Annotated in this window: 23 protein-coding genes and 1 riboswitch; of the genes, 7 read left to right on the top strand and 16 right to left on the bottom strand. The window is 69.1% G+C overall.

Going from position 1 to position 25,815, the window contains the following annotated elements:
- Positions 1 to 57: 57 nt before the first annotated feature.
- The 7 genes from GBB76_RS15480 to GBB76_RS15450 all read right to left on the bottom strand — a co-directional run bounded on the left by GBB76_RS15480 (position 58) and on the right by GBB76_RS15450 (position 7,984).
- Positions 58 to 1,017 carry a helix-turn-helix domain-containing protein gene (locus GBB76_RS15480; protein ID WP_246669133.1) on the bottom strand — a complete coding sequence of 320 codons (960 nt, stop codon included), beginning with the start codon at positions 1,015 to 1,017 and terminating at the stop codon, positions 58 to 60.
- A 494-nt stretch (positions 1,018 to 1,511) separates the two neighbouring features.
- Positions 1,512 to 1,718 (bottom strand): hypothetical protein, encoded by a 207-nt coding sequence (locus GBB76_RS15475; RefSeq protein ID WP_246668948.1) that lies wholly within the window; start codon positions 1,716 to 1,718, stop codon positions 1,512 to 1,514.
- A 267-nt stretch (positions 1,719 to 1,985) separates the two neighbouring features.
- Positions 1,986 to 3,350, bottom strand: a complete 1,365-nt coding sequence (locus GBB76_RS15470) for a diguanylate cyclase domain-containing protein (protein ID WP_152304132.1) — start codon at positions 3,348 to 3,350, stop codon at positions 1,986 to 1,988.
- Between the two features lie 126 nt (positions 3,351 to 3,476).
- On the bottom strand, positions 3,477 to 4,307 hold the full coding sequence (locus GBB76_RS15465) for an ABC transporter permease (RefSeq protein WP_152304131.1): 831 nt from the start codon (positions 4,305 to 4,307) through the stop codon (positions 3,477 to 3,479).
- Between the two features lie 168 nt (positions 4,308 to 4,475).
- Positions 4,476 to 5,327, bottom strand: a complete 852-nt coding sequence (locus GBB76_RS15460) for an ABC transporter permease (RefSeq protein ID WP_152304130.1) — start codon at positions 5,325 to 5,327, stop codon at positions 4,476 to 4,478.
- Between the two features lie 163 nt (positions 5,328 to 5,490).
- Positions 5,491 to 6,825 (bottom strand): PotD/PotF family extracellular solute-binding protein, encoded by a 1,335-nt coding sequence (locus GBB76_RS15455; protein WP_152304129.1) that lies wholly within the window; start codon positions 6,823 to 6,825, stop codon positions 5,491 to 5,493.
- A gap of 64 nt (positions 6,826 to 6,889) precedes the next feature.
- Positions 6,890 to 7,984 (bottom strand): ABC transporter ATP-binding protein, encoded by a 1,095-nt coding sequence (locus tag GBB76_RS15450; protein WP_152304128.1) that lies wholly within the window; start codon positions 7,982 to 7,984, stop codon positions 6,890 to 6,892.
- Between the two features lie 354 nt (positions 7,985 to 8,338).
- Between GBB76_RS15450 and GBB76_RS15445 the strand changes: the two genes are divergently transcribed.
- Both GBB76_RS15445 and GBB76_RS15440 read left to right on the top strand, forming a co-directional pair.
- A complete protein-coding gene (locus GBB76_RS15445) occupies positions 8,339 to 9,325 on the top strand; it encodes a tripartite tricarboxylate transporter substrate binding protein (RefSeq protein ID WP_152304127.1) in 987 nt (328 codons plus the stop codon).
- Positions 9,326 to 9,566: 241 nt separating this feature from the next.
- The gene (locus GBB76_RS15440; RefSeq protein ID WP_152304126.1) at positions 9,567 to 10,553 is read left to right on the top strand and encodes a tripartite tricarboxylate transporter substrate binding protein; all 987 of its coding nucleotides are present in this window, start codon (positions 9,567 to 9,569) and stop codon (positions 10,551 to 10,553) included.
- 137 nt (positions 10,554 to 10,690) lie between these two features.
- Here GBB76_RS15440 and GBB76_RS15435 read toward each other — a convergent pair whose 3' ends face one another.
- Positions 10,691 to 11,932 (bottom strand): URC4/urg3 family protein, encoded by a 1,242-nt coding sequence (locus GBB76_RS15435; protein ID WP_152304125.1) that lies wholly within the window; start codon positions 11,930 to 11,932, stop codon positions 10,691 to 10,693.
- 144 nt (positions 11,933 to 12,076) lie between these two features.
- Complete coding sequence (locus GBB76_RS15430) at positions 12,077 to 13,345, bottom strand: GTP cyclohydrolase II (RefSeq protein ID WP_152304124.1); 1,269 nt, start codon at positions 13,343 to 13,345, stop codon at positions 12,077 to 12,079.
- Between the two features lie 220 nt (positions 13,346 to 13,565).
- Here GBB76_RS15430 and upp point away from each other — a divergent pair, with 220 nt between their 5' ends.
- From upp to hemA, 4 genes are all read left to right on the top strand, one after another.
- The gene (gene upp, locus GBB76_RS15425) at positions 13,566 to 14,231 is read left to right on the top strand and encodes a uracil phosphoribosyltransferase (RefSeq protein WP_152304123.1); all 666 of its coding nucleotides are present in this window, start codon (positions 13,566 to 13,568) and stop codon (positions 14,229 to 14,231) included.
- Positions 14,232 to 14,321: 90 nt separating this feature from the next.
- Positions 14,322 to 14,441, top strand: a riboswitch (guanidine-I (ykkC/yxkD leader).
- 92 nt (positions 14,442 to 14,533) lie between these two features.
- Positions 14,534 to 15,739: an agmatinase family protein gene (locus GBB76_RS15420; protein ID WP_152304122.1), complete on the top strand. Its 1,206-nt coding sequence runs from the start codon at positions 14,534 to 14,536 to the stop codon at positions 15,737 to 15,739.
- Positions 15,740 to 15,888: 149 nt separating this feature from the next.
- The gene (locus tag GBB76_RS15415) at positions 15,889 to 16,392 is read left to right on the top strand and encodes a hypothetical protein (RefSeq protein ID WP_152304121.1); all 504 of its coding nucleotides are present in this window, start codon (positions 15,889 to 15,891) and stop codon (positions 16,390 to 16,392) included.
- 134 nt (positions 16,393 to 16,526) lie between these two features.
- The gene (hemA, locus tag GBB76_RS15410; protein WP_152304120.1) at positions 16,527 to 17,753 is read left to right on the top strand and encodes a 5-aminolevulinate synthase; all 1,227 of its coding nucleotides are present in this window, start codon (positions 16,527 to 16,529) and stop codon (positions 17,751 to 17,753) included.
- A gap of 17 nt (positions 17,754 to 17,770) precedes the next feature.
- On the opposite strand, the gene GBB76_RS15405 is transcribed toward hemA, so the two are convergent.
- Positions 17,771 to 18,913, bottom strand: coding sequence for an AbrB family transcriptional regulator (locus tag GBB76_RS15405; protein WP_246668947.1), 1,143 nt, complete (start codon positions 18,911 to 18,913; stop codon positions 17,771 to 17,773).
- Positions 18,914 to 19,005: 92 nt separating this feature from the next.
- Between GBB76_RS15405 and hemN the strand changes: the two genes are divergently transcribed.
- Entirely contained in the window at positions 19,006 to 20,325 is a 1,320-nt protein-coding gene (gene hemN / locus GBB76_RS15400; RefSeq protein ID WP_152304119.1) for an oxygen-independent coproporphyrinogen III oxidase, read from the top strand.
- A 137-nt stretch (positions 20,326 to 20,462) separates the two neighbouring features.
- On the opposite strand, the gene GBB76_RS15395 is transcribed toward hemN, so the two are convergent.
- From GBB76_RS15395 to rfbA, 6 genes are all read right to left on the bottom strand, one after another.
- The gene (locus GBB76_RS15395) at positions 20,463 to 21,104 is read right to left on the bottom strand and encodes a Crp/Fnr family transcriptional regulator (RefSeq protein WP_152304118.1); all 642 of its coding nucleotides are present in this window, start codon (positions 21,102 to 21,104) and stop codon (positions 20,463 to 20,465) included.
- Positions 21,105 to 21,301: 197 nt separating this feature from the next.
- Positions 21,302 to 21,637 carry a response regulator gene (locus tag GBB76_RS15390; protein WP_152304913.1) on the bottom strand — a complete coding sequence of 112 codons (336 nt, stop codon included), beginning with the start codon at positions 21,635 to 21,637 and terminating at the stop codon, positions 21,302 to 21,304.
- Between the two features lie 140 nt (positions 21,638 to 21,777).
- Positions 21,778 to 22,395 carry a response regulator transcription factor gene (locus tag GBB76_RS15385; protein WP_152304117.1) on the bottom strand — a complete coding sequence of 206 codons (618 nt, stop codon included), beginning with the start codon at positions 22,393 to 22,395 and terminating at the stop codon, positions 21,778 to 21,780.
- A gap of 11 nt (positions 22,396 to 22,406) precedes the next feature.
- On the bottom strand, positions 22,407 to 23,558 hold the full coding sequence (locus tag GBB76_RS15380; protein ID WP_152304116.1) for a nitrogen regulation protein NR(II): 1,152 nt from the start codon (positions 23,556 to 23,558) through the stop codon (positions 22,407 to 22,409).
- Positions 23,559 to 23,619: 61 nt separating this feature from the next.
- On the bottom strand, positions 23,620 to 24,828 hold the full coding sequence (locus tag GBB76_RS15375) for a pyridoxal phosphate-dependent aminotransferase (protein WP_152304115.1): 1,209 nt from the start codon (positions 24,826 to 24,828) through the stop codon (positions 23,620 to 23,622).
- Between the two features lie 111 nt (positions 24,829 to 24,939).
- Positions 24,940 to 25,812: a glucose-1-phosphate thymidylyltransferase RfbA gene (gene rfbA, locus GBB76_RS15370; RefSeq protein ID WP_152304114.1), complete on the bottom strand. Its 873-nt coding sequence runs from the start codon at positions 25,810 to 25,812 to the stop codon at positions 24,940 to 24,942.
- Positions 25,813 to 25,815: the final 3 nt, after the last annotated feature.

Here is a 25,815-nt window from a genome sequence, read left to right as displayed (position 1 = left end):
AATTCCTATGATTTTTGCAGGGAATTATGCGTTTTGCCGACCCGGAGCGTCGGTGGATCAGCGGCTTCTGGCAGCGCGGCGCTGGGTATCGCCCGGTGTCTCGCCAAATTGACGGCGATACGCGACCGAGAAGTTGGTGACGTGGTTGTACCCGGCCTCTTCCGCCGCGTGGCCAATGTTGAAACCTTGGTCCTCGATGAGACGACGGCTGAGGTTCAGCCGTTCGGTCCGCTGGAAGGCCGCGAAGGACTGTCCGGCTATCGCGGCGAAGACATGAAGCAGGCGATTGCGTGTCAGCCCCGCAGCGGCCGCCGCCTCTTCCGCCGACAGAGGCCGCTGGGCCCCCGCGCGGATGCCTGCGATCACGTCTTCGACCGCGAAGCGCTCCCTCGGTGTCATCTGCAGACTGGATGCCGCCTCCTGAGCGTGGCAGGCATCGAGGGCTTCGGCCATGATCTGGGCGCAGATGCCGCCGAGCGCGATGCGCGCCGCAGGGCCATCGCGCAGGCTGGTGAAGACAAGCGACTTCAGTCGCCGCAGCCGATTGCTGATGGAAAAGAGCCGGACGCAGGCGCCGCTGGCCGGAGCCTCGCCAAAGCATGCGAGGCTCCCGGGCAGGCCGCCGCCGTACCATTGGGCAAGCCGATCCGGGTGGATCGCCACGCCGACATGCCGAACGACCTGCCCTCCCGGGAGAAGGAAGCGGGTGCCGTTTCGCGCCACACGCAACAGCAGGGCCTTGCCCTGGCCTACCTCATGCGTGGCACCGTCCGGCGTCAGCAGGAAGGAACGCCCGACAAGATGCATGAAGCTGCCGACAAGAGGCTGGTTCTCGGTGTCATGGTCGGCCTGCATGACGCAGGTTTCCTCGACCTCGAACTCCGCCCGATAAAAGGCAAGGCCGATCTCCAGTTCGATCTTTTCCAGCCGCCCGCGCCCCCAGGGCAGATCCAGCAGGCGGCCGTCGAACTTCCACAGGCCGGTCCGCCCCACATTCGCGTCGGCGTGTGTCTGCATGACGTCCACGTTTCATCTTCCCTATGGTCAGGTCTCATATCATTCACGCTGGCGGGCGCCTCGCAAGCCAGTTGTGTGCCAAGGCTATCGGCGGGCGCATCCGGTGCCGCAGAAATGCGCGACGCCGGCGGCGACACTGGATTATCGCCGGCAAGCGGACCTCATCCGCCAACGGATGGATGCACGCGAATCTTCCCGCTCACGGGTGTTGTCGGGATAGCGGCGCGTTCCCTCGACAACGTCGCGGCCGCACATGACCGCTACGGCAAGGACCACGCGATCGTCGCCGTGCGATCGTCGCCGTTCGTTCGCGCCGCCGGCTCGCGCGTCATGTGAGAGACAAGCAGAAGGTATTTACGCGGTCGCATGCGCGCGTGCAGGTGGCGCGGCGCGTTCGGTTGCCTCCGGCGGCACCGTCGCTCCGGTGCTTCGCGCGCACTCCCCCACAGGCGCCCGCGAGCCGCTCATGCGGCCCGCCGGCGCCGTGTCGCGGGCTAGTTGCCGTGACCCTCGCGTTCCTCGCAGCCATAGCCGGCGAGGCACTGGCTCTGGTCCTGCGAGGGAATCCAGCGTGGCACGCCGCCGTCGGCAGCGCTGCACAGGCTGGGATTGGAGACGACCCGGGTGAGCTGACCGTTGCCGGTGTCGAACACGACCTCGCCGCGCTGCTGCACGAGGGCGTTCGCCGCCGCACAGGTCATGGCCGTGGATCGCGGCGTCTCCTGGGCCAGGGCCGGGGCGACAGCCGCGGCGGCGGAAAGCATCAGAACGGCGGACAACAGGACGCGGCGCATTTTCGGGCTCCCCAGATAAACGTCGGCGCCCGGTCCGGGGCCTGCCGACGGCCGCCCCTTCGGGACGGCGCCGCCATCCTAGCAAATCCGCCGGCGTTCATCGCGGCCCCGGACGATCACAACGACGCGTTTACGTCGGGTCCGGCCGCGTCGGGACGTCGCGTGGCGCCGGCCTCAGGCGGTCGCGCCGCTCTCCGACAGCGCGGCCGCAGCCACCGTCAGCTCGGAAGGCTCGGCGAGATGGCGGCGGTTGCGCCCTTCCTGCTTGGCGCGATAGAGCGCCTGGTCGGCCGCTCGCAGCAGCGCGTCGGCATCGAGCCCCTCGACCGGCGCCAGCACCACGCCGACGCTCAAGCCGACCACGATCCGCCGCTCGCCGATGGCGATCGGCTCGGCCATCGATCGAATCAGCCGATCGGCCAGCAGGGCCGCGCCCTCCGTGCTGCCGCCGCTGCCCTGAACGACGACGAACTCGTCGCCGCCGACGCGCGCCGCCAGATCCTCGGCGCGCAGCGTCCGGCGGAAGCGCTCGGCCGCGCAGCGCAGCGCCGCGTCGCCAGCCTCATGGCCATAGGTGTCGTTCACCTGCTTGAAGCCGTCGAGATCGAGCACCATCAGGGCGAAATTCCCGCCCAGCCGCCGGGCGCGGGAAAGCTCCTGCGCGAGGCGCGCCTGCATCACGCTGCGGTTGGGCAGGCCGGTCAGCAGGTCGTGCGAGGCGATGTGCGACAGCCGCTGCTCGGCGGCCTTGCGGCGCGAGATGTCGCGCACCGAGGCGACATAGCCGTCGGGCCGGCCCTGGGCGTCGCGGGTGAGCTTGATCAGCGCCTCGAGCCAGACCCAGCTTCCGTCACGCCGGCGCTGGCGCTGCTCGCTGACCAGAAGGTCGACGCGGCCCGCGCGCAGATCCTCCATCGAACGGCGAAACTCCTCGATGTCGTCGGGGTGGACGATCTCGATGGCCCGCCGGCCGATCAGCTCCGACGGCTCGTAGCCGAGCAGGGTGCGTACCGATGGCGAGATATAGAGCCGCTCGCCGTCGAGATTGCCGCGCACGATGGTGTCGGTGGAATTCTCGGCCAGCAGCCGGTAGAGCGCCTCGCGCTCGCCGGCATGGCGGTGGCCGATGGCAAGGCACACCAGTTCGCTGGCGACAGCGGCGAGACCGGCGAGGCGACGGCGGTCCGCCAGCTCGAAATGGCGCGGCGCGGTGTCCGCCAGCAGCAGCGCCCCGCGCCGGTCGTCCGGCAGGCCGAGCGGCACCCGCACGGCAAAGCGCAGGCCGAGACGGGTGAGTTCGGAGGCCTCGGGATCAATGGCGGCGTCCTCCACCGTCCGGATGTCGCCGGAGCCGTCCATCGGCGCCGGCAAGGCATCGGCCAGCGCATCCGCGCCTCCTTCCGGGTCGAGGTCGCAGAGCCGGCGGGTGGTGGAATCGAGCCACAATTCGGCGTGGGAGACGCAGAAGAGTTCCTTCAACACCGCGTCCAGCGCGTTGAGCGCGCCGCTCAGCCGGTTCTCGTTCGATGTCGAATGCACAGCGAAGTCTCCTGACGTCCAGCCGGCCCCTTTCCCGCTTCGCTTCTACCGCTTCGTACGACAGGAATCCATGTGGGTTAACACGCTCCGCGAGGCCCCCCCGGGCCGCATCGCCGGCCGCCGCGCTCAGCCGGCGATGCGGCGGGCGCGGCGCTTGCGCAGCACGGCGATAGCCGCGAGCGAGACGAGGATGACGGCCATCGAGAACACCGTCGTCACCGTGCCGAGCGCATAGAGCACCGGCGTCGTGACATTGGTGGTCATGCCGTAGATCTCGAGCGGCAGCGTGTTGAAGGTGCCGGCCGTCATCAGCGTACGGGCGAACTCGTCATAGGAGAGCGTGAAGCCGAACAGGCCGACGCCGATCAGGCTCGGCAGGATGATCGGCAGCACCACATGCGCGAAGGTCTGCCACGGGCTGGCGCCGAGGTCGCGCGCGGCCTCCTCATAGGCCGGATTGAAGCGGTTGAAGACCGCGAACATGATCAGGAGGCCGAAGGGCAGCGTCCAGGTGAGATGGGCGCCGAAGCCGGAGGAGTACCAGGCCGGCTCCAGCCCGGCGACCTGGAAGGCGAGGCCGATGCCGAGCGAGATCAGGATCGAGGGCACGATCAGGCTGGCGATGGTGAGATAGAACAGCGGCCCGGAGCCGAGGAAGCGGCGGCGGAAGGCAAGGCCGGCCAGCAGCGAGACGACGACCGTGGTCAGCATGGTCATGACGCCGAGCCCCAGCGAGCGCGCGAAGGCGCCGCCGAAATCGCCCACCGCCTGCTGCTCGAAAAGAAGGTTCTCGAACCAGCGCAGCGACACGCCGTTCATCGGGAAGGTGAGGCCGCCATTCGGTCCCTGGAACGACAGGATGAAGATGGTCGACATCGGCCCGTACAGGAACAGCACGAACAGCACGAAGAAGGCCGTGAGCACGTAGAAGCCGGGGCCGCGCTTTTCGGAGTTCATGGCTGCGTCTCCCTGTGGCCTACGGTTCTGCGCGCTTCGAGGCCGGCCTGCGGCCGGCACCTCAGCATGACGGCGAGCTGTTCGATGCGAGACACGTCATCCTGAGGTGCCCGGCCAGCGGCCGGGCCTCGAAGGATGCTCACAGGGCGCGCCGCTCCCGCCCGCATCTCACAGCTCCTTGCGGATGTTGACGATGCGCAGGATGCCGCCGACCAGCAGCAGCACCAGCACCAGCAGGATCACCGCGTTGGCCGCCGCCGCCGGGTATTGCAGCAGCGCGATCTGGTTCGCCATCATCAGCCCCACCGAGGCCGACTGGCCGCCGGACATGAAGCGCACGGTGATGAAGTCGCCCATCACCAGCGTGACGACGAAGATCGAGCCGATGGCGATGCCGGGCTTGGCCAGCGGGATGATGACGTTGACGAGGATCTGGAAGGCGTTCGCGCCCGCGTCCCGCGCCGCCTCGATCAGCGCGCGGTCGATACGCATCAGCGTGTTGAAGATCGGCGTCACCATGAACAGCGTGTAGAGATGCACCATGGCGAGCACCACCGCGAAGTCCGAGAACAGCAGGAACTCCAGCGGCTGGTCGATGAGACCCATCTGCATGAGCGACTGGTTGAGCAGCCCGTTGCGCCCCAGGAACGGGATCCACGAGATCATGCGGATGATGTTCGAGGTCAGGAACGGGATGGTGCAGACGAGGAACAGCACCATCTGCGTCGTCGCCGAGCGGATGTGGAAGGCGAGGTAGTAGGCGACCCAGAAGCCGATGACGAGCGTCACCGCCCAGACGATGACGGTGTATTTGAGCGTGTTGAGGTAGATGCTCCACGTCACCGGCGAGGTGATCGTCTCCTCGTAATTGGTGAAGACGAAGGCCGGGAATATCTGGATGGAATCGTAGTCCCAGAAGCTCACCATCACGATGGTGGCGATGGGCAGCACGAGGAAGGCCGCCAGGATCACCGCGAGCGGCGTCGCCTGCAGATAGGGAGCGATCCGGGAGAGGGTCATGCGGGGCTTCCGGTGAGCGAACGTCCGGGACGAAAGCCCTCTCCCCGTCGGGGAGAGGGTTGGGTGAGGGGAGTATGCGGCGGCCCCGGAGAGGCCCCTCACCCCAGCCCTCTCCCCGACGGGGAGAGGGAGCCGGAGGCGGCCCCCCGCAGCCACCGTTGCCTCACGCGGCGATGAACTCGTTCCAGCGGCGGACCATGTAGCGGTCTTCGTCCATCACCGAGTTCCAGCACGCCACCGCGCCCATGCGCTCCTTGAAGGAGCCGCCGTCGCGCACCGCGCCGACCGTGTACATCACCTTGCCCTCCGGCGAGAGAATGTCGGTCTTGGCCGGCTGGCCGAGCATCCAGAACGCCCATTCGTCCGGCGTCATGTACTTCTCGGCGGTGGAGAGCACGGCCGAGTAGTAGCCCTGCCGGTTGAGATAGGCGCCGACCCAGCCGGACAGGTACCAGTTGATGTACTCGTAGGCGGCGTCGAGCTGCGCGCCCTTGAGGTGCTTGGCGAGGCCGAGGCCGCCGCCCCAGGCGCGGTAGCCCTCTTCCAGCGGCTGGTAGACGCACGGAATGCCCTTCGAGCGCACCGCCGCCACCGCCGGCGACCACATGGACTGGATGACGACCTCGCCCGAGGCCATGAGGTTCACGCTCTCGTCGAAGGTCTTCCAGAAGGCGCGGAACTGGCCGGCCTTCTTGGTCTTGATGAGGAAATCGATCGTGGTGTCGATCTCCGCCTTGGTCATGTTGCCCTTGTCGGCATATTTCGCGATGCCGGCGCTCTCGCAGATCATCGCCGCGTCCATGATGCCGATGGACGGGATGTTCAGGATCGAGGTCTTGCCCTTGAAGGCCGGGTCGAGAATGTCCTTCCAGTTCTTGATCGGGCGGCCGACCAGATCCGGGCGGATGCCGAGCGTGTCGGCGTTGTAGATGGTCGGGATCAGCGTCATCCACTGGGTCGGGGCGGGCGCGAACTTCTTGGAGTCCGGGCCCTCGACGAAGCTGACCGTGTTGGGCGCGGTGCCCTGCGCGATTTTGGACTCGGGGGTGAGCTTGCCGGTGGTGAAGATCGGCACGATCTGGTCGTAGAACTTGATCTTCTTGACGTCCATCGGCTGCAGCGTGCCGGCCGGGAACACCTTCTTGCAGATCCAGTACTCGATGTCGGCGACGTCGAAGCTGTTGGCCTGGGTGACGACGCGCTGCGACACGGCGTCGGAATCGAGCGCGGTCATCTGCAGCGTGATGCCGAGGTCCGCCTTGCACTTCTCGGCGATGGCGTTGAGGTTCGACACGCCGGTGCCGAACTGGCGCAGCGTGATCGGGTTCTGCGCCCAGATGGTGGGGAAGCCGGTGACGGCGCCGCTGCCGGCCGCCACGCCGCCGAGCGCGGCGGCGCCCTTCAGCACGGAACGGCGGCTCAGGCCCTTCGGCGCAGTCTTGCCGGCTGCGGTCTTGCCGGCCTCTGCGCCGGTGCGGTCCGTGATCTTCTGGCTCATTGAAGTCTCCCGAGCTTTTCTGGTCGGCGTTGCGTCAGTCGAACGACGAAGTCTGGCGGCCCGCTCAGGCCGCGGGCGAGGCCTCGAGTATGTGGACGTCGTGCGGCGTCCAGGCGATCGGCACGGCGTCGCCCACATTGAGCGGGGCCTCGAAGAAGGCGGTCTCCGGCACCTGCACCGAGAACTCGTCGACACCCGGCGCGGCGAGGGCCACCTGCACCTTCTGGCCGTGATACTCGATGTTCTGCACGAGGCCGGTCATCCCGCAGCCGGGCAACGCGCCGGTGCCAAGCCGCACCCGGTCGGTACGCACGGCGATCTCCACCGGCGCCCCCGGCTCCAGCCCCGGCCCAGCCGGGGCGCGGAAGCGGGCGCCGCCGGGCACCTCGAAGGTCACGACATGGTCGCCCACCTCGGTGACGCGGCCCGCCAGCACGTTGTGGTCGCCCATGAAACGGGCGACGAAGGCGGTGGCGGGACGGTTGAACACCTCGCGCGGCGTTCCCGCCTGCTCGATGCGCCCGCCATTCATCACCACCACGAGGTCGGAGAGCGCCATCGCCTCCTCCTGGCTGTGGGTGACGTGGATGAAGGAGATGCCGAGCTGGAGCTGGAGCTTCTTCAGCTCCTGCCGCACCTTGATCTTCAGGAAGGGATCGAGCGCGGAGAGCGGCTCGTCGAGCAGCAGAGCCTGCGGATCGGTGATCAGCGCGCGGGCGAGCGCGACGCGCTGCTGCTGGCCGCCGGAGAGCTGTGCGGGGCGCCGCTCGGCGAGATGGTCGAGCTGCACCAGCTTGAGCATGTCCATCGCCTTCGCCCGGCGCGCCACCTTCTCCTCGCCCTTCATCTTCAGCGAGAAGGCAACATTGTCGACGATGTCGAGATGGGGAAACAGCGCGTAGCTCTGGAACATCATCGCCGTGCCGCGCCGGGCCGGCGGCAGGTCCGTCACCACGGTGGCCCCGAGGCGCACATCGCCTTCGGTGATGCTCTCATGGCCGGCGATCATGCGCAGCGTGGTGGTCTTGCCGCAGCCGGAAGGGCCGAGCAGGCAGCAATAGGTGCCGGCCGGAATCTTCAGCGACACGGCATCGACCGCGAGGGCCGCGCCGTAACGCTTGGTGACATGGATGAGCTCGATGTCGGCGCCCTTGGTCATGTCGGCGGCACGGCTCCCCTGCTGAAGCGAACGCAAGGAGGAACGCAAGCGATATGCCAGTCGAGAAACGGCGGGCCGCCGGGCCTGCCGCCCCCGCCGAGTACCGGCCATCGCCGCACCGCTTCCCCGCCGCGTGCGGAAGGCGCCCATCATTTGGGCATCGTCGACCGACCCTGCACGGATCGGGTACAATCGTGACGAGAATTACATACAATCCGCCGGCTGACGACCGGGCTCCGCAGCGGCGACCAATGAAGGATTGAGCCGACCGCCCCGATGCCGCACTCTGCCACATCGTCAAGGATCCGCAGAGGTCCGCCGCGCGTTAGCGCATCACCCATGGGAGGTCGTTTCATGTTCCGCACGCTTCTCGCGGCCGCCGCCGCGCCGGTCGCCGCCTCGGTCCTCGCGTCCGTACTGGCCCTCGCGCCGGCCGCCGCGCAGGATTTCCCCACCCGCCCGGTCACGCTGGTCATTCCCTTCGCCGCCGGCGGCTCCACCGATCTGGTCGGGCGCCTCATCGCCGAGCGCATGAGCGCCGAGCTCGGCCAGCCGGTGGTGGTCGAGAACAAGGGCGGCGCGGGCGGCAATCTCGGCGCCGCGCAGGTCGCCAAGGCGAGCCCGGACGGCTACACGATCCTGATGGGCACGGTCGCCACCCACGCGCTGAACCCGACCCTCTACAAGAAGATGCCCTATGACCCGGTGACCAGCTTCGCCCCGGTCTCGCTGCTCGTGGTAGTGCCGAACGTGCTGGTGGTGAACCCGGACTTCCCGGCCAAGACCACCGAGGAACTGATCGCGCTGCTCAAGAAGGAGCCGGGCAAGTATTCCTACGCCTCCTCCGGCAACGGCACGCCGCTGCATCTCTCGGGCGAGCTGTTCAAGTCCATGGCCGGCGTCGACATGCAGCACATTCCCTATCAGGGCGCCGGGCCGGCGCTGATCGACGTGCTGTCCGGCCAGGTGCCGATCATGTTCGACAACCTCCCCTCCTCCTCCGGCCACATCAAGAGCGGCAAGCTCAGGGCGCTGGGCGTGACCACCGCCAAGCGCGCGCCCTCCTTCCCGGACCTGCCGGCCATCGCCGAGGTCGTTCCGGGCTACGAGACCTATACGTGGAACGCCGTCTTCGCCCCGGCCGGCACGCCGCCGGAAGTGGTCGCCAAGCTCAACGCCGCCGCCAACAAGGCGCTGGCCGACCCCAAGGTGCAGGCGCGCCTCGCCGACTTCAGCGCGGTCTCGGTCGGCTCGACGCCCGAGGAACTGGGCGAGCACGTGAAGAAGGAAATCGCCAAATGGGCGCCGATCGTGAAGGCGTCCGGCGCGCAGCTCGACTGATCCTTCCACCTCATCCCGGACGACGCACGGCGTCGCTCCGGGATCGTTTTCCGTTCCGGTAGCGATCCCGGATCGGCCTTTGGCCGTCCGGGATGACGATGCTTCGAGCCGACCCGTCATCCCGGCCGCAGCCCGAAGGGCGGAGAGCCGGAATCGCGTGCATCATGCCATGCGATCCCGGATATGGCCTTGCGGCCGGTCCGGGATGACGGATCATCGCGCGCGTTAAGGGGGGCTCGTCATGCATCGCCTGTTCTTCGCCACGGCGCTCGCCGCGCTTCTCGCCCTGTCGCCGGCTCGCGCGCAGCAGGGCGCGCCGGATGCCGCGCGGGATTTCCCGACCCGCCCCGTCACGCTCGACATCCCCTTCCCGGCCGGCGGCTCGACCGATCTGGTCGGCCGGCTGATCGCCGAGGGCATGGGCGCCGCGCTCGGCCAGCCGGTGGTGGTGGAAAATCGCGGCGGGGGCGGCGGCAGCCTCGGCACCGCGCATCTGGCCAAGCAGCCGCCCGACGGCTACGCGGTGATGATGGGCACGGTGTCGACCCACGCACTCAATCCCGCGCTCTACCGCAACCTGCCCTACGACCCGGTGACCGGCTTCGCGCCGGTTTCGCTTCTCGTCATCGTGCCGAACGCGCTGGTGGTGCATCCGAGCTTTCCGGCGAACACGCTGGCGGAATTCATCGCCGAGCTGAAGGCCAATCCCGGCACATACAGCTACGCCTCGGCCGGCAACGGCACGCCCGGCCATCTCTCGGGCGAGCTGTTCAAGTCGATGGCCGGCGTCGACATGCAGCACATCCCCTATCAGGGCGCCGGTCCCGCGCTGGTCGACGTGATCTCCGGTCAGGTGCCGATCATGTTCGACAACCTGCCGACCGCCTCGGGCTACATCAGGAGCGGCAAGCTGAAGGCTCTGGGCGTGACGACGCTGGCCCGCGCGCCCTCCTTCCCGGACCTGCCCGCCGTCGCCGAGACGCTGCCGGGCTACGAGACCTATAGCTGGAACGCGCTGTTCGCCCCCGCCGGCACCCCGCCGGCCATCGTCGACAAGCTCAACGCCGCCGCCCTCAAGGCGCTGGCCGCGCCGAAGGTGCAGGCGCGGCTCGCCGATTTCAGCGCCGTCACGGTCGGCTCGACGCCGCAGGCGCTCGGCGAGCACGTCAGGCGCGAGGTCGCCAAATGGGCGCCGATCGTGAAGGCATCGGGGGCGAGGCTGGATTGAGGCAGAAGCCGCTCGTCCGTCGCCCTCCCTCTCCCCATTGGGGAGAGGTGGCCCGCGAAGCGGGTCGGTGAGGGGGCATGGCACCTGTACGCCCCTCACCCCAACCCTCTCCCCGACGGGGAGAGGGGGTAGGCCCCTCAGAACACCGTGCCGTCGGCGTCGATGGCGATGGGGGGCGGGCCGGCGGGCGGGCGGCGCTCGGCGGCGATGCGGCGCCCCGCCGTCCAGGTGCCGCCCTGCAAAAGCTTGGCGAGCGGGAATTCCGAGGCGTCGAGCCCCAGCCGCTCGCGCACCCGATCGGCCAGAAGGTCCATCAGCGCGACGGTGAGCGCGCGCCATTCCACCACCATCTCCGAGGAAACCGGCAGCTTCTGCGCCGGATCGACCGGCGCGCGCGGCACGATGGCGCCGAGATCCACCAGCAGCCCGCCATTGCGGTATTCCGGCAGCGCGGTCAGCGCATCGAGATCGGTCACGGCGAGGCCGGCCGCCTCGAACGGCTCCAGCAGCGAATAGGTCAGCCACTGCGAGAGCTTGTGGAACGGCACGAGCTGGTCGGAGAGATCGGCCACCCGCACCGCCGGGTGCCGGCCGACATCGCCCAGCGCCACCCCGCCCACCTCCAGCCCGGACGGCCAGATCGCCGACAGCCCGTCGAGCAGGGCAGCGAGGATGCGCTCGGCCGGCAGCCGGCCGATCTTCGCCTGCGGGACGAGCGCGTCGTAGAGCCCGCCCGGGCGGGCCGGCGCGCTGCCGAACAGGTCCGGGCGTGCGGCGAGCGCATGGCCGAGGCGGTTGAGCAGGGCGACGCGGCCGGGCAGGCCGACCAGCGGGTTGTCCTCCGACACCTGGAAGTGCCGGGCGAGCGTGCCCGCATCGAGGCCGATCAGCGCCGGCGCGTCGGCGCGCAGGGGCTGCGCCGGATCGGAGGAGAAGCCCCCCGCCTCGAACATGCAAAGGCTCGCCACCGCCAGCCCCTCGGAGCGGCCGAGCGACAGGCCGGTCGCGTCCTCACGGTAGCGCCAGGCATCGCCCGCGCCCGCATCGAGCAGCACGCTCACCACGGCGAGGTCGATCATGATGCGCGCGAGATCCTCGCGCCCGACGCCGACGAGCCCGGCCTCCAGCGCCGCCCAGCGGCCGACGCCGGCGGCGTCGAAGTGCCGCCAGCGGCTGTGATAGGGGATGTCGAGTTCGGGATAGTCCTGCCGCGTCACCTCCGCCACATAATCGGCCACGACGTCCAGCGCCGCCTCGTCGACGGTGAAGTGCGGCGAGTGGCCCGCGCGCACATGGTCCAGCACCCGATGGCTGCGGGCGCGAACGGCGGCGGGCGAGCGCAAGGCGGCGAGTTCGGCGGCGAGTTCGGGCGGGGTCATGCTGTACTCTTCACTTCCATTGGCCGTCATCCCGGACGGGCCGGCGGCCCGATCCGGGATCGCATCGCGATAAGGCGCGCGGGAGACGATCCCGGCTCATGGCTGCGCCATGTCCGGGATGACGCATTGGAGTAGGGCGCCACCCTACTCCTCCAGCGCGCGCCCCTGCGTCTCGTCGTACTGGCTGCGGAAACCGCCGCTGTAATAGCCGGCCGAGACCTTCGCCTCCATCTCGACGCGGGCGTCGGAGGGGATCAGATCGTCGGGGATCGCCACCCGCTCGACCACCTCGATGCCGGCGCGGGCCAGCGCGTTGAACTTCATGTCGCTCATCGAGGCGAAGCGGTCGATCTTCGAGATGCCGAGCCAGTGGAACACGTCCGGCATCAGCTCCTGGAAGCGCATGTCCTGGAGGCCGGCGACGCATTCGGTGCGCTTGAAATAGGTCTCCGGCAGGTCGCCGCCCTCCTGCCGTTTGCGGGCATTGTAGACGAGGAACTTGGTCACCTCGCCGAGCGCGCGGCCTTCCTTGCGGTTGTAGACCACGAGGCCGACGCCGCCCTTCTGCGCCATCTCCACGCACAGCTCGATGCCGTGGGCGAGATAGGGCCGGCAGGTGCAGATGTCGGAGGAGAACACGTCCGAGCCGTTGCACTCGTCATGCACGCGGCAGGCGAGCGGGGTCACGCCGTCGCCGATCCGCGACGGCTCGCCGAACATGTAGAGCGTCATGCCGCCGATCGGCGGCAGGAAGACCTTGAGGTCGCCGCGCGTCACCAGCTCCGGGAACATGCCACCGGTATGCTCGAACAGCGCCCGGCGCAACGCGCCCTCGGCGACGCCGAAGCGCTCGGCGATGCCGGGCAGGTACCACACCGGCTCGATCGCCGCCTTGGTGACGCGCACATCGCCCTTGGGGCCGATGATGTCGCCGTCGATCTTCAGCCGGCCGGCGCGGATGGCGTCGCGGATCTCCGGCATGTCGATATGGGCGCGGGTGATGGCGATGCTCGGGCGCACGTCGAGCCCGGCGGCGATGGCATCCGCGAAGACCTGGCCGGCGACGTGGCCATAGGGGTCGAGCGAGACGATTTTCGCCGGATCGCCCCATTGCGGGTGCGGGCCGACCGTGTCGGAGGGCGCGGTGTTGGTCAGATCCGCCTTGAAGTCGGCCGGCAGCGCGCCCGCCGCGATGGCCAGCGCCCGGTAGACCGAATAGCCACCGGCATGGGCGCCGATGGCGTTGCGCCGCTGGGGGTCGGTGAGGGTGGCGACCACCGGGCCGCGCTCGGCGGCGCTGGGAGCGCCCCAGTTCAGCGCCGGCGCGTCGGCGGAAACGCCGGTCGAGGCGCCGTGCGAGGTGAGGACGATATGGTTGCGGGAACGACCGCCTGCATTGGCATTGACGGACATGTCTGGCTCGCTTCTGCATCCGGCACCGTCGCCGGCGTGCTGCAAGCAACGGATGTGAGCGCGAAATCGGGCGCTCCGCAAGAGGGTCCCGGCGACCGGCGCGAAAATTTCGGACGAAATGGTCCATTTCTTGTATCGCAAATCGCGCTATCCTCCGCGTGGAGGAGAGCGGCGGCACGCCGCCGCACGCCGCGTCCCCGAGCCTGAGAGAGCCGCGATCATGAACGCGCCCACCGTCCTCGCCCACGCCGCCCTGCCGCCGACCACGGTCGTCGTCGACCACCCGCTGATCCAGCACAAGCTCACGCTGATGCGCCGCTCGCGCACGCCGGCCAACGAGTTCCGCCAGTTGCTGCGCGAGATCAGCATGCTGCTCGCCTATGAGGTGACGCGCGACATCCCGACCGAGCTGGTCGAGATCGAGACCCCGCTGACGACCATGCAGGCGCCGATGCTGGCCGGAAAGAAGCTCTGCCTCGTCTCGGTGCTGCGCGCGGGCGGGGGCATCCTCGAAGGCATGCTGGACATCCTGCCGGCGGCACGCGTCGGCCATGTCGGCCTCTACCGCGACCCGGTCTCGCTGGCGGCGGTCGAGTATTATCTCAAGCTGCCGCGCGACATCGCCGCGCGCACCGCCATCGTGCTCGACCCGATGCTGGCGACCGGCAATTCGGCGGTGGCGGCGGTGTCCGAGGTCAAGGCGTCGGGCTGCCAGTCGATCAAGTTCGTCTGCCTCATCGCCGCCCCGGAAGGGCTCAAGGCGCTGCACGAGGCCCATCCCGACGTGCAGGTCTACACGGCGGCGGTCGACAGCCATCTCAACGACCACGGCTATATCGTTCCCGGCATCGGCGACGCTGGCGACCGCATCTTCGGCACCAAATAGCCGCGGGCCGGGCGCCGAAATCTTCGGCGCCCGGCCCGCGGCCTGCCGCATATCAGGGCTTCCCGTCGGCGGCGGTCCGATCTAACCTGCGGCAAATGTCCCTAGGGTTCCGGCGCCGCCGATCGCGGCGCGGCTGGTCCGAGAGGGGCAGCCCGGCGGCGGTTCATCCGCGTCCTGCCGGGTCCACGGCGGGACAAAAGCCCGGGAGGCTCGCGCGGCATTTCGCGGCGAAGACCCTCCGGCATGCCGCCCGGGGTCTCCCGCGAAGCCGTTCAGGACCCTTCGGCTCACGGAGACACGGCATGCGTCACTCCCCTCAGCGTTCCACCCGACATGCGGGCCTCGCCCCGGCCCCCCGGCGCCTGCGCCACCACCACCCCAATTTCGAGATCAAGGGGATGCAGGGCTGGAAGGCGCTGGAGGCCGAGGAGAAGCTCTCGGAGAATGGTTGGCGCAAGGAGCAGCAATGGGCGCTCGACATGGGCCTGCCCGGCGCCGACTCCATCACCGACAAGTCGATCCCGACCTTCGCGCGCGGCGAGCTTCCCCATTTCGCCGGCATCAACACCTTCATGAAGGCGCCCTATGTCGAGAACGTGCGGGATGTCGGCAAATACGACGCCGCCGTGCTCGGCATCCCCTTTGATTCCGGCACCACCTACCGCCCCGGCACCCGCTTCGGGCCGCAGGGCATCCGCCGCATCTCCGCGCTCTACACGCCCTACAACTACGAACTGGGTGTCGATCTGCGCGAGCAGATGACGCTGTGCGACGCCGGCGACGTGTTCACCATTCCGGCGAATCTCGAGAAGAGCTTCGACCAGATCAGCCGCGGCGTCAGCCATGTCTTCTCCTCGGGCGCGCTGCCGGTCATGCTGGGCGGCGACCACTCGATCGGCTTTCCCTGCGTGCGCGGCATCGCCGAATGCACCTCCAAGCGCATCGGCATCATCCATTTCGACCGCCATATCGACATCCAGGAAAAGGATCTCGACGAGCGCATGCACACCACGCCCTGGTACTGGGCGACGAATCTTCCCAACGTCTCGCCTAAGAACCTCGTCCAGCTCGGCATCGGCGGCTGGCAGGTGCCGCGCTACGGCGTGCAGGAGGCGAGGAAGCGCGGCACCAACGTGCTGACCATCGATGATATCGAGAAGATCGGTCTGGAGAAGGCGGCCGAGATCGCGCTGGAGCTGGCGTGGAAGGACGCCGATGCGGTCTACATCTCCTTTGACGTCGACAGCATCGACTGCGGCTTCGTGCCGGGCACCGGCTGGCCCGAGCCGGGCGGATTCCTGCCGCGCGAGGCGCTGAAGATCCTCGGCCTCGTCGCCGCCGAAGGGCTGTGCGGTCTTGAGGTGGTGGAGGTCTCCCCGCCCTACGACACCTCGGACATCACCGCCCTGTTCGCCACCCGGGTCGTGGTGGAGGCGCTCGGCTCGATGATCGCCCATGGCAAGATCGGCAGCCACAAGCACATGATCGACAAGCCGGTCTCGTATTGAGAGCTTGTACACAGTCGTCATCCCGGACGGCCCATCGGGCCGATCCGGGATCGCTCGCAGGATAAGACGCGCCTCTGTCGGCGCGCGGTCCCGGATCTTCGCGCCCCTGCCGGGCGCTGCGTCCGGGACGACGGAATTAGGAGCGGCCTATGCATCGCGGCCACGACCATCATCATCACGACCACGGCGCGGGCGGGCACAGCCACGCCCATGCCGAATCGCACGCTCACTCTCACGGGCACAATCACGGCCACTCGCCGCGCCCGGCGGCGCAGTGGCAGACCCCGCATCTGCCGCACGGGCCGGAGCCGGAGGAGCCCTCCCATGCCGAGGCCGATCTCGATCTCGTCGAGAAGGCTTTCGTCGAGGGCTTCGCCTCGGCCAGCGACCCGACCAGCTTCCTGCGCCTCGCCCGCGTGCCCTTCGACGGCACGACGGCGGAGGGCACACGCGTCAGCCTGCTGCGGGTGGAGACCGGCGAGACCACGGATGTCGGCGCGGTGATGCCGCATCTGGGCGGCGGCGGGTTCCGCTACGACCCGCTGCCGGCGGCGATGACCTCGCGCCGCCGCACGCTGCGCTTCGTCTATTTCGACGGGCGCGACGCCGTGCCGATGACGCTGGCGCAGGTGCGCACGCTCGCGCAGACGTGAGCGGAGCGCCTTTCCGATAGGCGCGCCCGATCGCCGCGTGCGTGCTTTGCCGGGTTGATCGGAAACACTCCAAAGTTCATGGTGCCATCAAGCGCCCCGCCCCTTGCGGGCGGCGGCCCGAGTTGGGATGCGCCATGGACTACGCACGTTTCTTCCAGGATGCCGTCGACACGCTCAGGAACGAGCGTCGCTACCGCACCTTCGCCGAGATCGAACGCGACGCCGCGCGCTTCCCGCATGCCGTCTGGCACTCGCCGCAGGGCGAGCGCGACATCGTCATCTGGTGCTCCAACGACTATCTCGGCATGGGCTGCCATGCGAGCGTGGTCGAGGCGATGTGCGAGACCGCGCGTCAGGCCGGCGCCGGCGCCGGCGGCACCCGCAACATCTCGGGCAACAGCCATGCCATCGTCGAGCTGGAGGCCGAGCTCGCCGACCTGCACGGCAAGGACGCGGCGCTCGTCTTCACGTCGGGCTATGTATCGAACCAGACCGGCATCGCCACGCTGGCGAGGCTGATCCCGGACTGTCTGATCCTGTCCGACGCGCTCAACCACAATTCGATGATCGAGGGCGTGCGCCAGGCCGGACGGGACAAGAAGGTGTTCCGCCACAACGACCTCGCCCATCTGGAAGAACTGCTGCGCGAGGCCGGCGACCGGCCCAAGCTGATCGTCTTCGAGAGCATCTATTCCATGGATGGCGACGTCGCCCCGATCGGCGCCATCTGCGATCTCGCCGAGCGCTACGGCGCCATGACCTATCTCGACGAGGTGCACGCGGTCGGCATGTACGGCCCGCGCGGCGCGGGCCTCGCCGAGCGCGACGGGGTGATGCACCGCGTCGACGTGATCGAGGGCACGCTCGGCAAGGCGTTCGGCGTGGTGGGCGGCTACATCTCCGGCTCGCGCGCCGTGATGGACGCGGTGCGCTCCTATGCGCCGGGCTTCATCTTCACCACCGCCCTGCCCCCGGCCGTGGCCGCCGCCGCCGCCGCCTCGGTGCGCCACCTCAAGAATTCCGCCGCCGAGCGCACCCGCCAGCAGGCGCAGGTCGCCAAGGTCAAGCGCGCGCTGGACCTCGCCGGGCTGCCGCAGATCGTGACCGAGACGCATATCGTGCCGGTCATGGTCGGCGACGCGGAAGCCTGCAAGGCGGCGAGCGACCTGCTGCTCGCCGAGCATGGAATCTACATCCAGCCGATCAACTACCCCACCGTGCCGCGCGGCACGGAGCGGCTGCGCATCACGCCCGGCCCCTGCCACGACGACGTGCTGGTCGCCCGTCTCGCCGCCGCGCTCACCGATGTATGGGGCCGGCTCGGCCTGCCCCTCGCGCGCCGGGCGGAAGCCGCCGAATAGGCGGCACCGCCGCGCCTTCAATCCTTCGGCTCGGTCCGGTCGATCTCGACGCTCTCGGAGGGCACCGGCGCCCGGCCGAAAAACAGCCGTGCCAGCAGCGGGATCAGCAGGGCAAGGCCGAGGAAGCGCGTGAGGTGATGCGCCGCCACGAAGGCGGGATCGATGCCGAGCACGAAGGCCATGATGGTCATCGCCTCCAGCGCGCCGGGGACATAGGCCACAAGCACCTTGGGCAGCGGCTCCTCGGCCAGCCAGGCGCCCAGCAGCGCGAAGGCGAAGGCGACCGCCGTGGCGATCGCCAGCGCGGCGAGCGAATCCAGGAAGAAGCGGCGCAGCGTCTCCAGCCGCGTGCCGGCGAAGCGGCTGCCGGTATTGGCGCCCAGCACCACGAAGCCGACGATGAGGAAGATATCCGGCAGCCGGCCCTCGATCAGCCCGGCCCCGTGCACCACCCCGCTCGCCAGCATCGAGCCGACCATCGCGCCGCCGGGAAACCGCGCCCGCTCGGCGAGAAACCCGCCGCCGATGCCGACGCCGAGCGAGAGCAGGAAGCTGGACAGGTCCGGCACCACCGGGTTGATCGGCAGCGTGCCGGCCGGCTGGTGGCCGAGCCCGCCCATCGCCACCGGCAGCAGCGCCACCAGCACGAACAGCCGCAGCGACTGGCCGAACACCACCCGCCGCGTGTCGGCGCCCGAATTCTCCGCCATGACCAGCACGGTCGAGAGCGCCCCGGGCGCGGCGGCGAAGAAAGCGCTGCGCCGGTCCCAGCCGGCGACCTTCTCCAGATAGAAAATCACCGCCACCATCATGACGGGCACCGAGGCGACCAGCACCGCCATCGTCACCGGCCATGTGGTGATGCCGCTCAGCGTCTCCGGCGTGATGCTGGAGCCCATCGAGGTGCCGAGGATGATGTAGACGCCGAGGCGCGTGCGCGGCTCGACACCTACCGGCGCGCCGAGCAGCGCGGCAAGGGCGGTGACCACCAGCGCGCCCGAGAGCCAGCCGGCCGGCATGGCGAGCCAGGCGAACAGCCCGCCGCCGGCAAAGGCCAGCGCCAGCGTGGCGCCGTACCAGACGAGGCGGCGCGGCGAGGGAACGAGCTTGGTGAGGAAGGGCGGCAGGGGCATCGGGCGGGACCGGCGGGAACGTCGCATGGAGCGGCACCCGCGACCTCGAAGCGGTCGCGACGGCGCCGGATTTGCGCCGGATCAATGCGACGAATGCCGGCGCGGGTCAAACCTTCTGCATGCATAGTGCAGCCCTCATTCACGCAGAGCGGGCCGTCCCCCGCTACACCTCCTTCCCCACCGCGCCGCATTTCGCCGGCGATGTCGGGGCGGCGCAGCATGCCGCGTGGCTCGGCGCGCTCCCCGCCGACGCGACGCTCTCGCTCTACCTGCACGTCCCCTTCTGCCCGGCGCTCTGCTTCTATTGCGGCTGCACCACCAAGGCGACGCGCCGGCCGGAGCCGGTGGCGGCCTATGCCGCCCGGCTGGAACGCGAGATCGAATCGGTCGCCGCCGCCGTCGGCGGCCGCCGCGTCATCCACATCGCCTGGGGAGGCGGCACGCCGAGCCTGCTCGGCGCGGTGGCGCTGCGCCGTATCGGCGGGCGCCTCATCGAGGCGCTCAACCTCGACGATCTCGCCGAATACGCCTTCGAGCTCGATCCGCGCGAGGTCGATACCGAGCTTGCCGACGCGCTGGCCGCCATCGGCGTCGACCGCGTGAGCCTCGGCGTGCAGGATTTCAGCGCCCATGTGCAGCGTGCCATCGGGCGGATCCAGCCCTTCGCCACGGTGGAGCGCGCCATGGGCCTGCTGCGCGAGGCCGGCGTCTCCTCGATCAATCTCGACCTGATGTATGGCCTGCCGCACCAGAGCGAGCGCGATGTGCGCCGCACCGCCCGGCTCGCCACCCTTCTGGCGCCCGAGCGGCTGGCGCTGTTCGGCTACGCCCATGTGCCGTGGATGCGCCCCAACCAGAAGATGATCGACGACGCCAGCCTGCCCGGCCCGGCCGAGCGGCTGGACCAGTCCGAGGCGGCGCGCCAGGTGCTGCTCGCCAATGGCTATGTCGGCGTCGGCCTCGACCACTTCGCCCGGCCGGACGACCCGCTGGCGCGCGCCGCCGCGGCGCGCCAGCTCAAGCGCAACTTCCAGGGCTATACGGCCGACCGGGCCGACGTTCTGGTCGGGCTGGGCGCCTCGGCGATCAGCCGCTTCCCGCAGGGCTTCACCCAGAACGCGCCGGATTCCGCCTCCTACCAGCGGGCCATCGACGCCGGCGGCTTCAGCACCGTGCGCGGAATCGCCTTCACCGCCGACGACATCAAACGCGGCGCCTTCATCGAGCGGCTGATGTGCGACCTAGAGGTCTACCTCGACCCTCCCACTCTCGCCGACGCGGCGCCGCGCCTTGCCGACCTGATGGCGGACGGGCTGCTGACCATCGAGGGCCGCCGCGTCGCAATGACGGCGGTCGGCCGCCCCTTCGTCCGCCTCGCCGCCGCCGCGCTCGATCACCGGCTGCAGGCGGTCGCGGCGCGTCATTCGGCGGCCGTATGAGAACCGGGGCCGGAAACGAAAAAGGCGCCCTGCGGGAAGCGGGGCGCCAGTCCTCGGAGAGGGTCGATAGACCGGAACGGGGATATTCCGGGCAGGCACGTCACCCGGCGGGGGACGCCGGGAATCCTGATCCTGGCTCAGACCGCGCCGGCGAGGCGGCGCATGCTGCCGCGATCCTGGATGCGCACCTCGTCGGCGCGCTGGAGGACGACAAGGCCGCGCCGCTTCAGCTCGGAGAAGGCCCGGCTCACCGTCTCCAGCGTCAGGCCGAGGAAGTCGGCGATCTCCTGCCGCGTCATCGAGAGGTGCAGCGTGCCGCCGACCATGCCTTCGGGCATCAGGCGGAGCAGGAAGAAGGCCACCCGCTCCAGCGCCGACATACGGCCGAGCACGAGCGCGTGGGAATGCATGACGCAGAGCTGCGCCTCGAAGCGCCGCAGCAGGCGGGCGGCGAGAACCGGATCGCGCTCCAGCGCGCCGCGCTCATGGGTGCTGATGGTGGCCGGCGTCAGCGTCTCGGCCGAGCAGGCATAGGCCTCGGCATAGGCAAGGCCGAACACATCGCCCGGACCGAGCAGTTCGACCACCTGACGGCGCCCGTCGGGGAGAAGCTTGGTGAGCATCACCGCGCCATCCACCACTTCCATGATGCGCCGGGCCGGATCGCCCTCATGCAACACGGTGACATGGGCGGCGACGCGCATGTTCTGGACGTGGTTGTCGACAAAGGCCGGCTGACGCGTCGGGCTGCCGGTTCGTTCTTCGATGATCTGGCGCATCTGTCGTTCCACCTCTTCAACTGAAGCGACGTTAGTGGGACGGAGGGCAGCGCGCAGTTCGGTGGGCTGCGTAAGGGACTTTCCGGAAGCGGAGCGGGATTCGGCCGCTTCAGCGAATCAGACTCTTCGGTCCGATTTCGGCCGAAGCCGTCCCGGAACCCTGCATATCCGGGGACTTGGAGACGCCTCGGGGAAGCCTAGACCGCCGGCAGCACGCGGGTGATCGCGTCGACGTCGAGCGGCTTGCGCACCAGCCAGGTCGGCTTGAGGCCGCGCAGCTGATGGTCGATGAACCCCTGCGACTGGCCGGTGATCACCACCACGCGCGGCGGCGAGGCAAGGCTGAGCAGCCAGCGCACGAGCTGCGCGCCGGGAATGCCGGGCAGACTGAGATCGACGATGACGGCGTCGGCTCCTTCCGGCAGCCCGGCCTTGAACAGGCTTTCGGCGTCGGGATAGGAGATCACCTTGTGTCCGAGATTTCCGAGGATAAGCGCGAGAGAATCGCTCACCCCCGCATCGTCCTCAACCACATGAACCCGCACAGACTCTCTCCCGCTTGTCACGGTCGAAAGTGGAAAAGACCGGCCTCGTCAGCAATTCGTAGGGATGCGTAGAGGGTATTCCCCGGTGCGGCAGACGCCCGGAGCGACGCGGCCCCAGGCCTGACGGCTCAGCCGCGCATGTCCTTGAGCACGATGCGCACCAGATCGGCGGCATTCTTGGCGCCGAGCTTCTCCATGATGCGGGCGCGATGCACCTCGATGGTGCGCGGGCTGATGGCGAGCTTGCGCCCGGCCTCCTTGTTGGAGGCCCCGGAGGCAATCTGCACCAGCACCTCGCGCTCGCGCGGCGTGAGCAGGTCGTGGCCGGGGAAATGGGCGGTCAGAAGGTCGCTCGGCTCGGCGGTGCCGCGCCGGCTGTGCGCCTCGATCGCCTCGCGCACGCGCTCCAGAACCGTATCGGCATCGAAGGGCTTCTCGATGAAGTCGAGCGCGCCGTGGCGGATCGCGTCGACCGCCATCGGGATGTCGCCCTGGCCGGAGATGATGAAGATCGGCGCCGGGTAGCGGTCGGCCTCCAGCTCCTTGAGGATGTCGAGGCCGGAACGGCCGGGCATGTGCACGTCGAGCACGATGCAGGAGGGGACGTGGGTGCGCGCCACCGAGAGGAACGCCGCGCCGTCCGAGAAGCCGCGCACATGGTAGCCTTCGAGGCTCAGCACCAGCGAGAGCGCGTCGCGCACCGCGGCATCGTCGTCGACGATGAAGACCTCTCCCAACTGCGCCATGCCCCGCTCCTTCACCCGATCTCGGCCGATGGCTCCGCAGCGGGCAGGACGAGCGAGAAACACGCGCCCCTGCCATTGCCGCCCGGATCGACCAGCAAATCTCCCCCATGGTTCTGGGCGATCGTCCGCGAAATCGCAAGGCCAAGGCCCATGCCGCGACGTTTTGAGCTAGCAAACGCCTCGAACAGCTTGGCGAGGGCTTCCGGCGCGATGCCCGGGCCATTGTCGTGCACTTCGAGCACCACGCTGGCGTCGATCGCCCGCGTGCGGATGAGGATCGCCGGTTCGCCGGTCCCGGCCGCCGCCTCGATGGCATTGCGCACGAGATTGACGACGATCTGCTGGATCTGCACCGGGTCGACCGACACCGGCGGCAGGTCGGGGTCCTGCTGGCGGTCGATGCGGATGCGGTGGCGCTGGCCGAGCAGCGTCAGGTCGATCGCCTCGTCGATCAGCGGGTCGAGCTGGCGCACATGCCGCTCGGGGTCGCGCTTCTCCACGAATTGGCGCATGCGCTGGATGATGTGCCCGGCGCGCTCGGCCTCGCCGGCCGCCTTGTCGAGGATGTCGCCGGTCACGCGCACGATGTCGACGCCGCGGCTGTGCGCGCGCCGGATCGCCTGCAGATAGAGCATCAGCGCGGTCAGCGGCTGGTTCAGCTCGTGCGCGATCGCCGCGCCCATCTCGTCGATGGCGGAAACGCGCGCCAGATGCACCAGCTCGCTCTGCAAATCGGCGAGCCGCTGCTCGCTCTCCTTGCGCGGGCGCAGGTCGCGCAGGATGCCGATGAACTGGCGCCCGTCCGGCGTCGCCGCCTCGCCGACCGACAGCTCCAGCGGGAACACCGTGCCGTCGGCGTGGCGCCCGCGTACCTCGCGGCCGATGCCGATGATCTTCTTCACCCCGGTGCGGATGTAGCTGCCGACATATTCGTCGTGATCGACGGCGTATTCGAGCGGCATGACGATCTTGACGTTCTGCCCCACCGCCTCAGCGGAGCGGATGCCGAACATCTGCTCGCAGGCCTTGTTGAAGATCAGGATGCGCGCGCGCTCGTCGATGACGATGATGCCATCGGCGGCGGTGTCGAGCACCGACAGCAGCCGGGCCTCGGATACCGTCGGCGGATCATGCAGGTCGGGCGACGCACTGAAATCTTTCATGATTCCAGTTTGCGTCGACGCTCGTGCCGCCGCAAGCCGCCATTCGGTGCGGACGGCCCCCTCAGCGCTTGAGCCAGCCCACCAGCCGCGCCGTCGCCTCGGTGATCTGCGCCTCGCCGCGCGCGAAGCACATGCGGATATAGCTCTCGCCGCCGGGGCCGAAGGCGGTGCCGGGCGCCAGGCCGATATTGGCCTCGTCCACCAGTTTCAGCGCCAGCGCGCGCATGTCCGCCTCGCCCTCGACGCCGAAGAACATGTAGAAGGCGCCGGGCGGGGAGGCGAAGCGCACGCGGTTGGAGGTGGCAAGGCCCGCCGCCACGATGTCGCGCCCGCGCCGCGCCCGCTCGATCTGGTGCTCGACGAAGCTCTCGCCGCGCTCCAGCGCCGCGACACCCGCCCGCTGCATGAAGGCGGCGACGCCCGAGGTCGAGTACTGGATCAGGTTCTCCAGCACGTCGCCGAGCGCGGGATGCGCCTCGATCCAGCCCAGCCGCCAGCCGGTCATCGCCCAGTTCTTCGAGAAGGTCTGCACGAAGAGGATGCGGTCCTCCGGCTCCATGATGTCGTGGAACGACGGCGCCAGCCCGTTGCCGCCCTCCTCGAAGAAGAAGCGGCCATAGATCTCGTCGGCGACGATCCACAGCCCGTGCCGGCGGGCGATGTCGAGCACGCCGCGCAGCGTGTCGAGCGAGGCGACGAAGCCGGTCGGGTTGGCCGGCGAATTGATGAAGATGACCCGCGTGCGCGGCGTCACCGCGCTCTCCAGCCGGTCGAGGTCGAGCCAGAAGCCGCGCGCCTCGTCGAAGGCAAAGGGCACGAAGACCGGCCGCGCGCCGATCACCTCGGCCGCCGCCGCCGCGTTGGGCCAGGACGGCGAGGGAATGAGGATCTCCTCGCCCGCCGACAGGGTGAGTTGCAGCGCGATCTGGATCGACTGCATGCCCGAGCCGGTGACGAAGTAGCGCTCGGGATCGTCGGCGACGCCGTAGAGCCGGTGCATGTAGCGCGCGATTGCCGCGCGCAGTTCGGGAATGCCGCGCTGCCAGGTGTAGAAGGTCTCGCCCGCCGCCAGCGAGCGCGTCGCCGCCTCGCTGATGAAGGCGGGCGTCGGCAGGTCGCCCTCGCCGGCCCAGAGCGGGATCAGGCCCTCATGCCCGCGCCCGTAATTCATCACCTCGACGATGCCGCTTTCCGGCAGCGAGAGCGCCTGCGGGCGGATGTGGTCGAGCAGGGAGGGCATGGGGGTGAAGGGCGCGGATTCGGCGGGCATGTGAGGACCTGTGAGCGGACGGCGAGGCGCCAGTCTATAGCCGAGCCGGCGCCCGCCATTCATCAAAAGACGTGAGCCGGCGATGAATGCAATCGATGGATGCGCCGGACTTCAGTGTTCGCCGCGCGCCAGTTTCAGCAGATAGGCGCCGTATTGCGACTTGCTCTGCGCCGCGCCGAGCCGGGCAAGCTGGTCGGCGTCGATGAAGCCGGCGCGGAAGGCGACCTCCTCGGGCGAGGCGATGCGCAGCCCCTGCCGGCTCTCCAGAATCTGCACGAACTGGGCCGCCTCCAGCAGCGAATCCGGCGTGCCGGTGTCGAGCCAGGCGAAGCCCCGGCCCATCATCAGCACGTCGAGTTCGCCCCATTCCATATAGGCGCGGTTGACGTCGGTGATCTCGATCTCGCCGCGCGGCGAGGGCTTGAGGCCGGCGGCGATCTCCACCACCCGGTTGTCGTAGAAATAAAGGCCGGTTACGGCGAGGTTGGACTTCGGCACGAGCGGCTTTTCCTCGATGGAAAGCACCTTGCCGCCCTCGCCCATCTCCACCACGCCGTAGCGCTCGGGATCCTTGACCGGATAACCGAACACCGTGGCACCGCGTGCGCGCTCCGCCGCCTTGGCGAGAAGCTCGGGCAGGCCATGGCCGAAGAACAGGTTGTCGCCGAGAACCAGCGCCACCGGCTCGTCGCCGATGAAGTCGCGCCCGACGATGAAGGCGTCGGCCAGGCCGCGCGGGCTCTCCTGAACGGCATAGGAGATGGACACGCCGAACTGCGCGCCGTCGCCGAGCAGCTTCTCGAACAGCGCGCTGTCATGCGGCGTGGTGATGATCAGTATGTCCCGGATGCCCGCCATCATCAGCGTGGTCAGCGGGTAGTAGATCATCGGCTTGTCGTAGACCGGCAGAAGCTGCTTCGACACCACCAGCGTGATCGGGTGAAGCCGTGTGCCGGAGCCTCCGGCGAGGATGATGCCCTTCATGTG

The organism is Ancylobacter sp. TS-1, from assembly GCF_009223885.1.
GTDB lineage: Bacteria > Pseudomonadota > Alphaproteobacteria > Rhizobiales > Xanthobacteraceae > Ancylobacter.
Note: the sequence above shows the minus strand (reverse complement) of the source record. Positions and strands in the feature narration are given on the sequence as shown.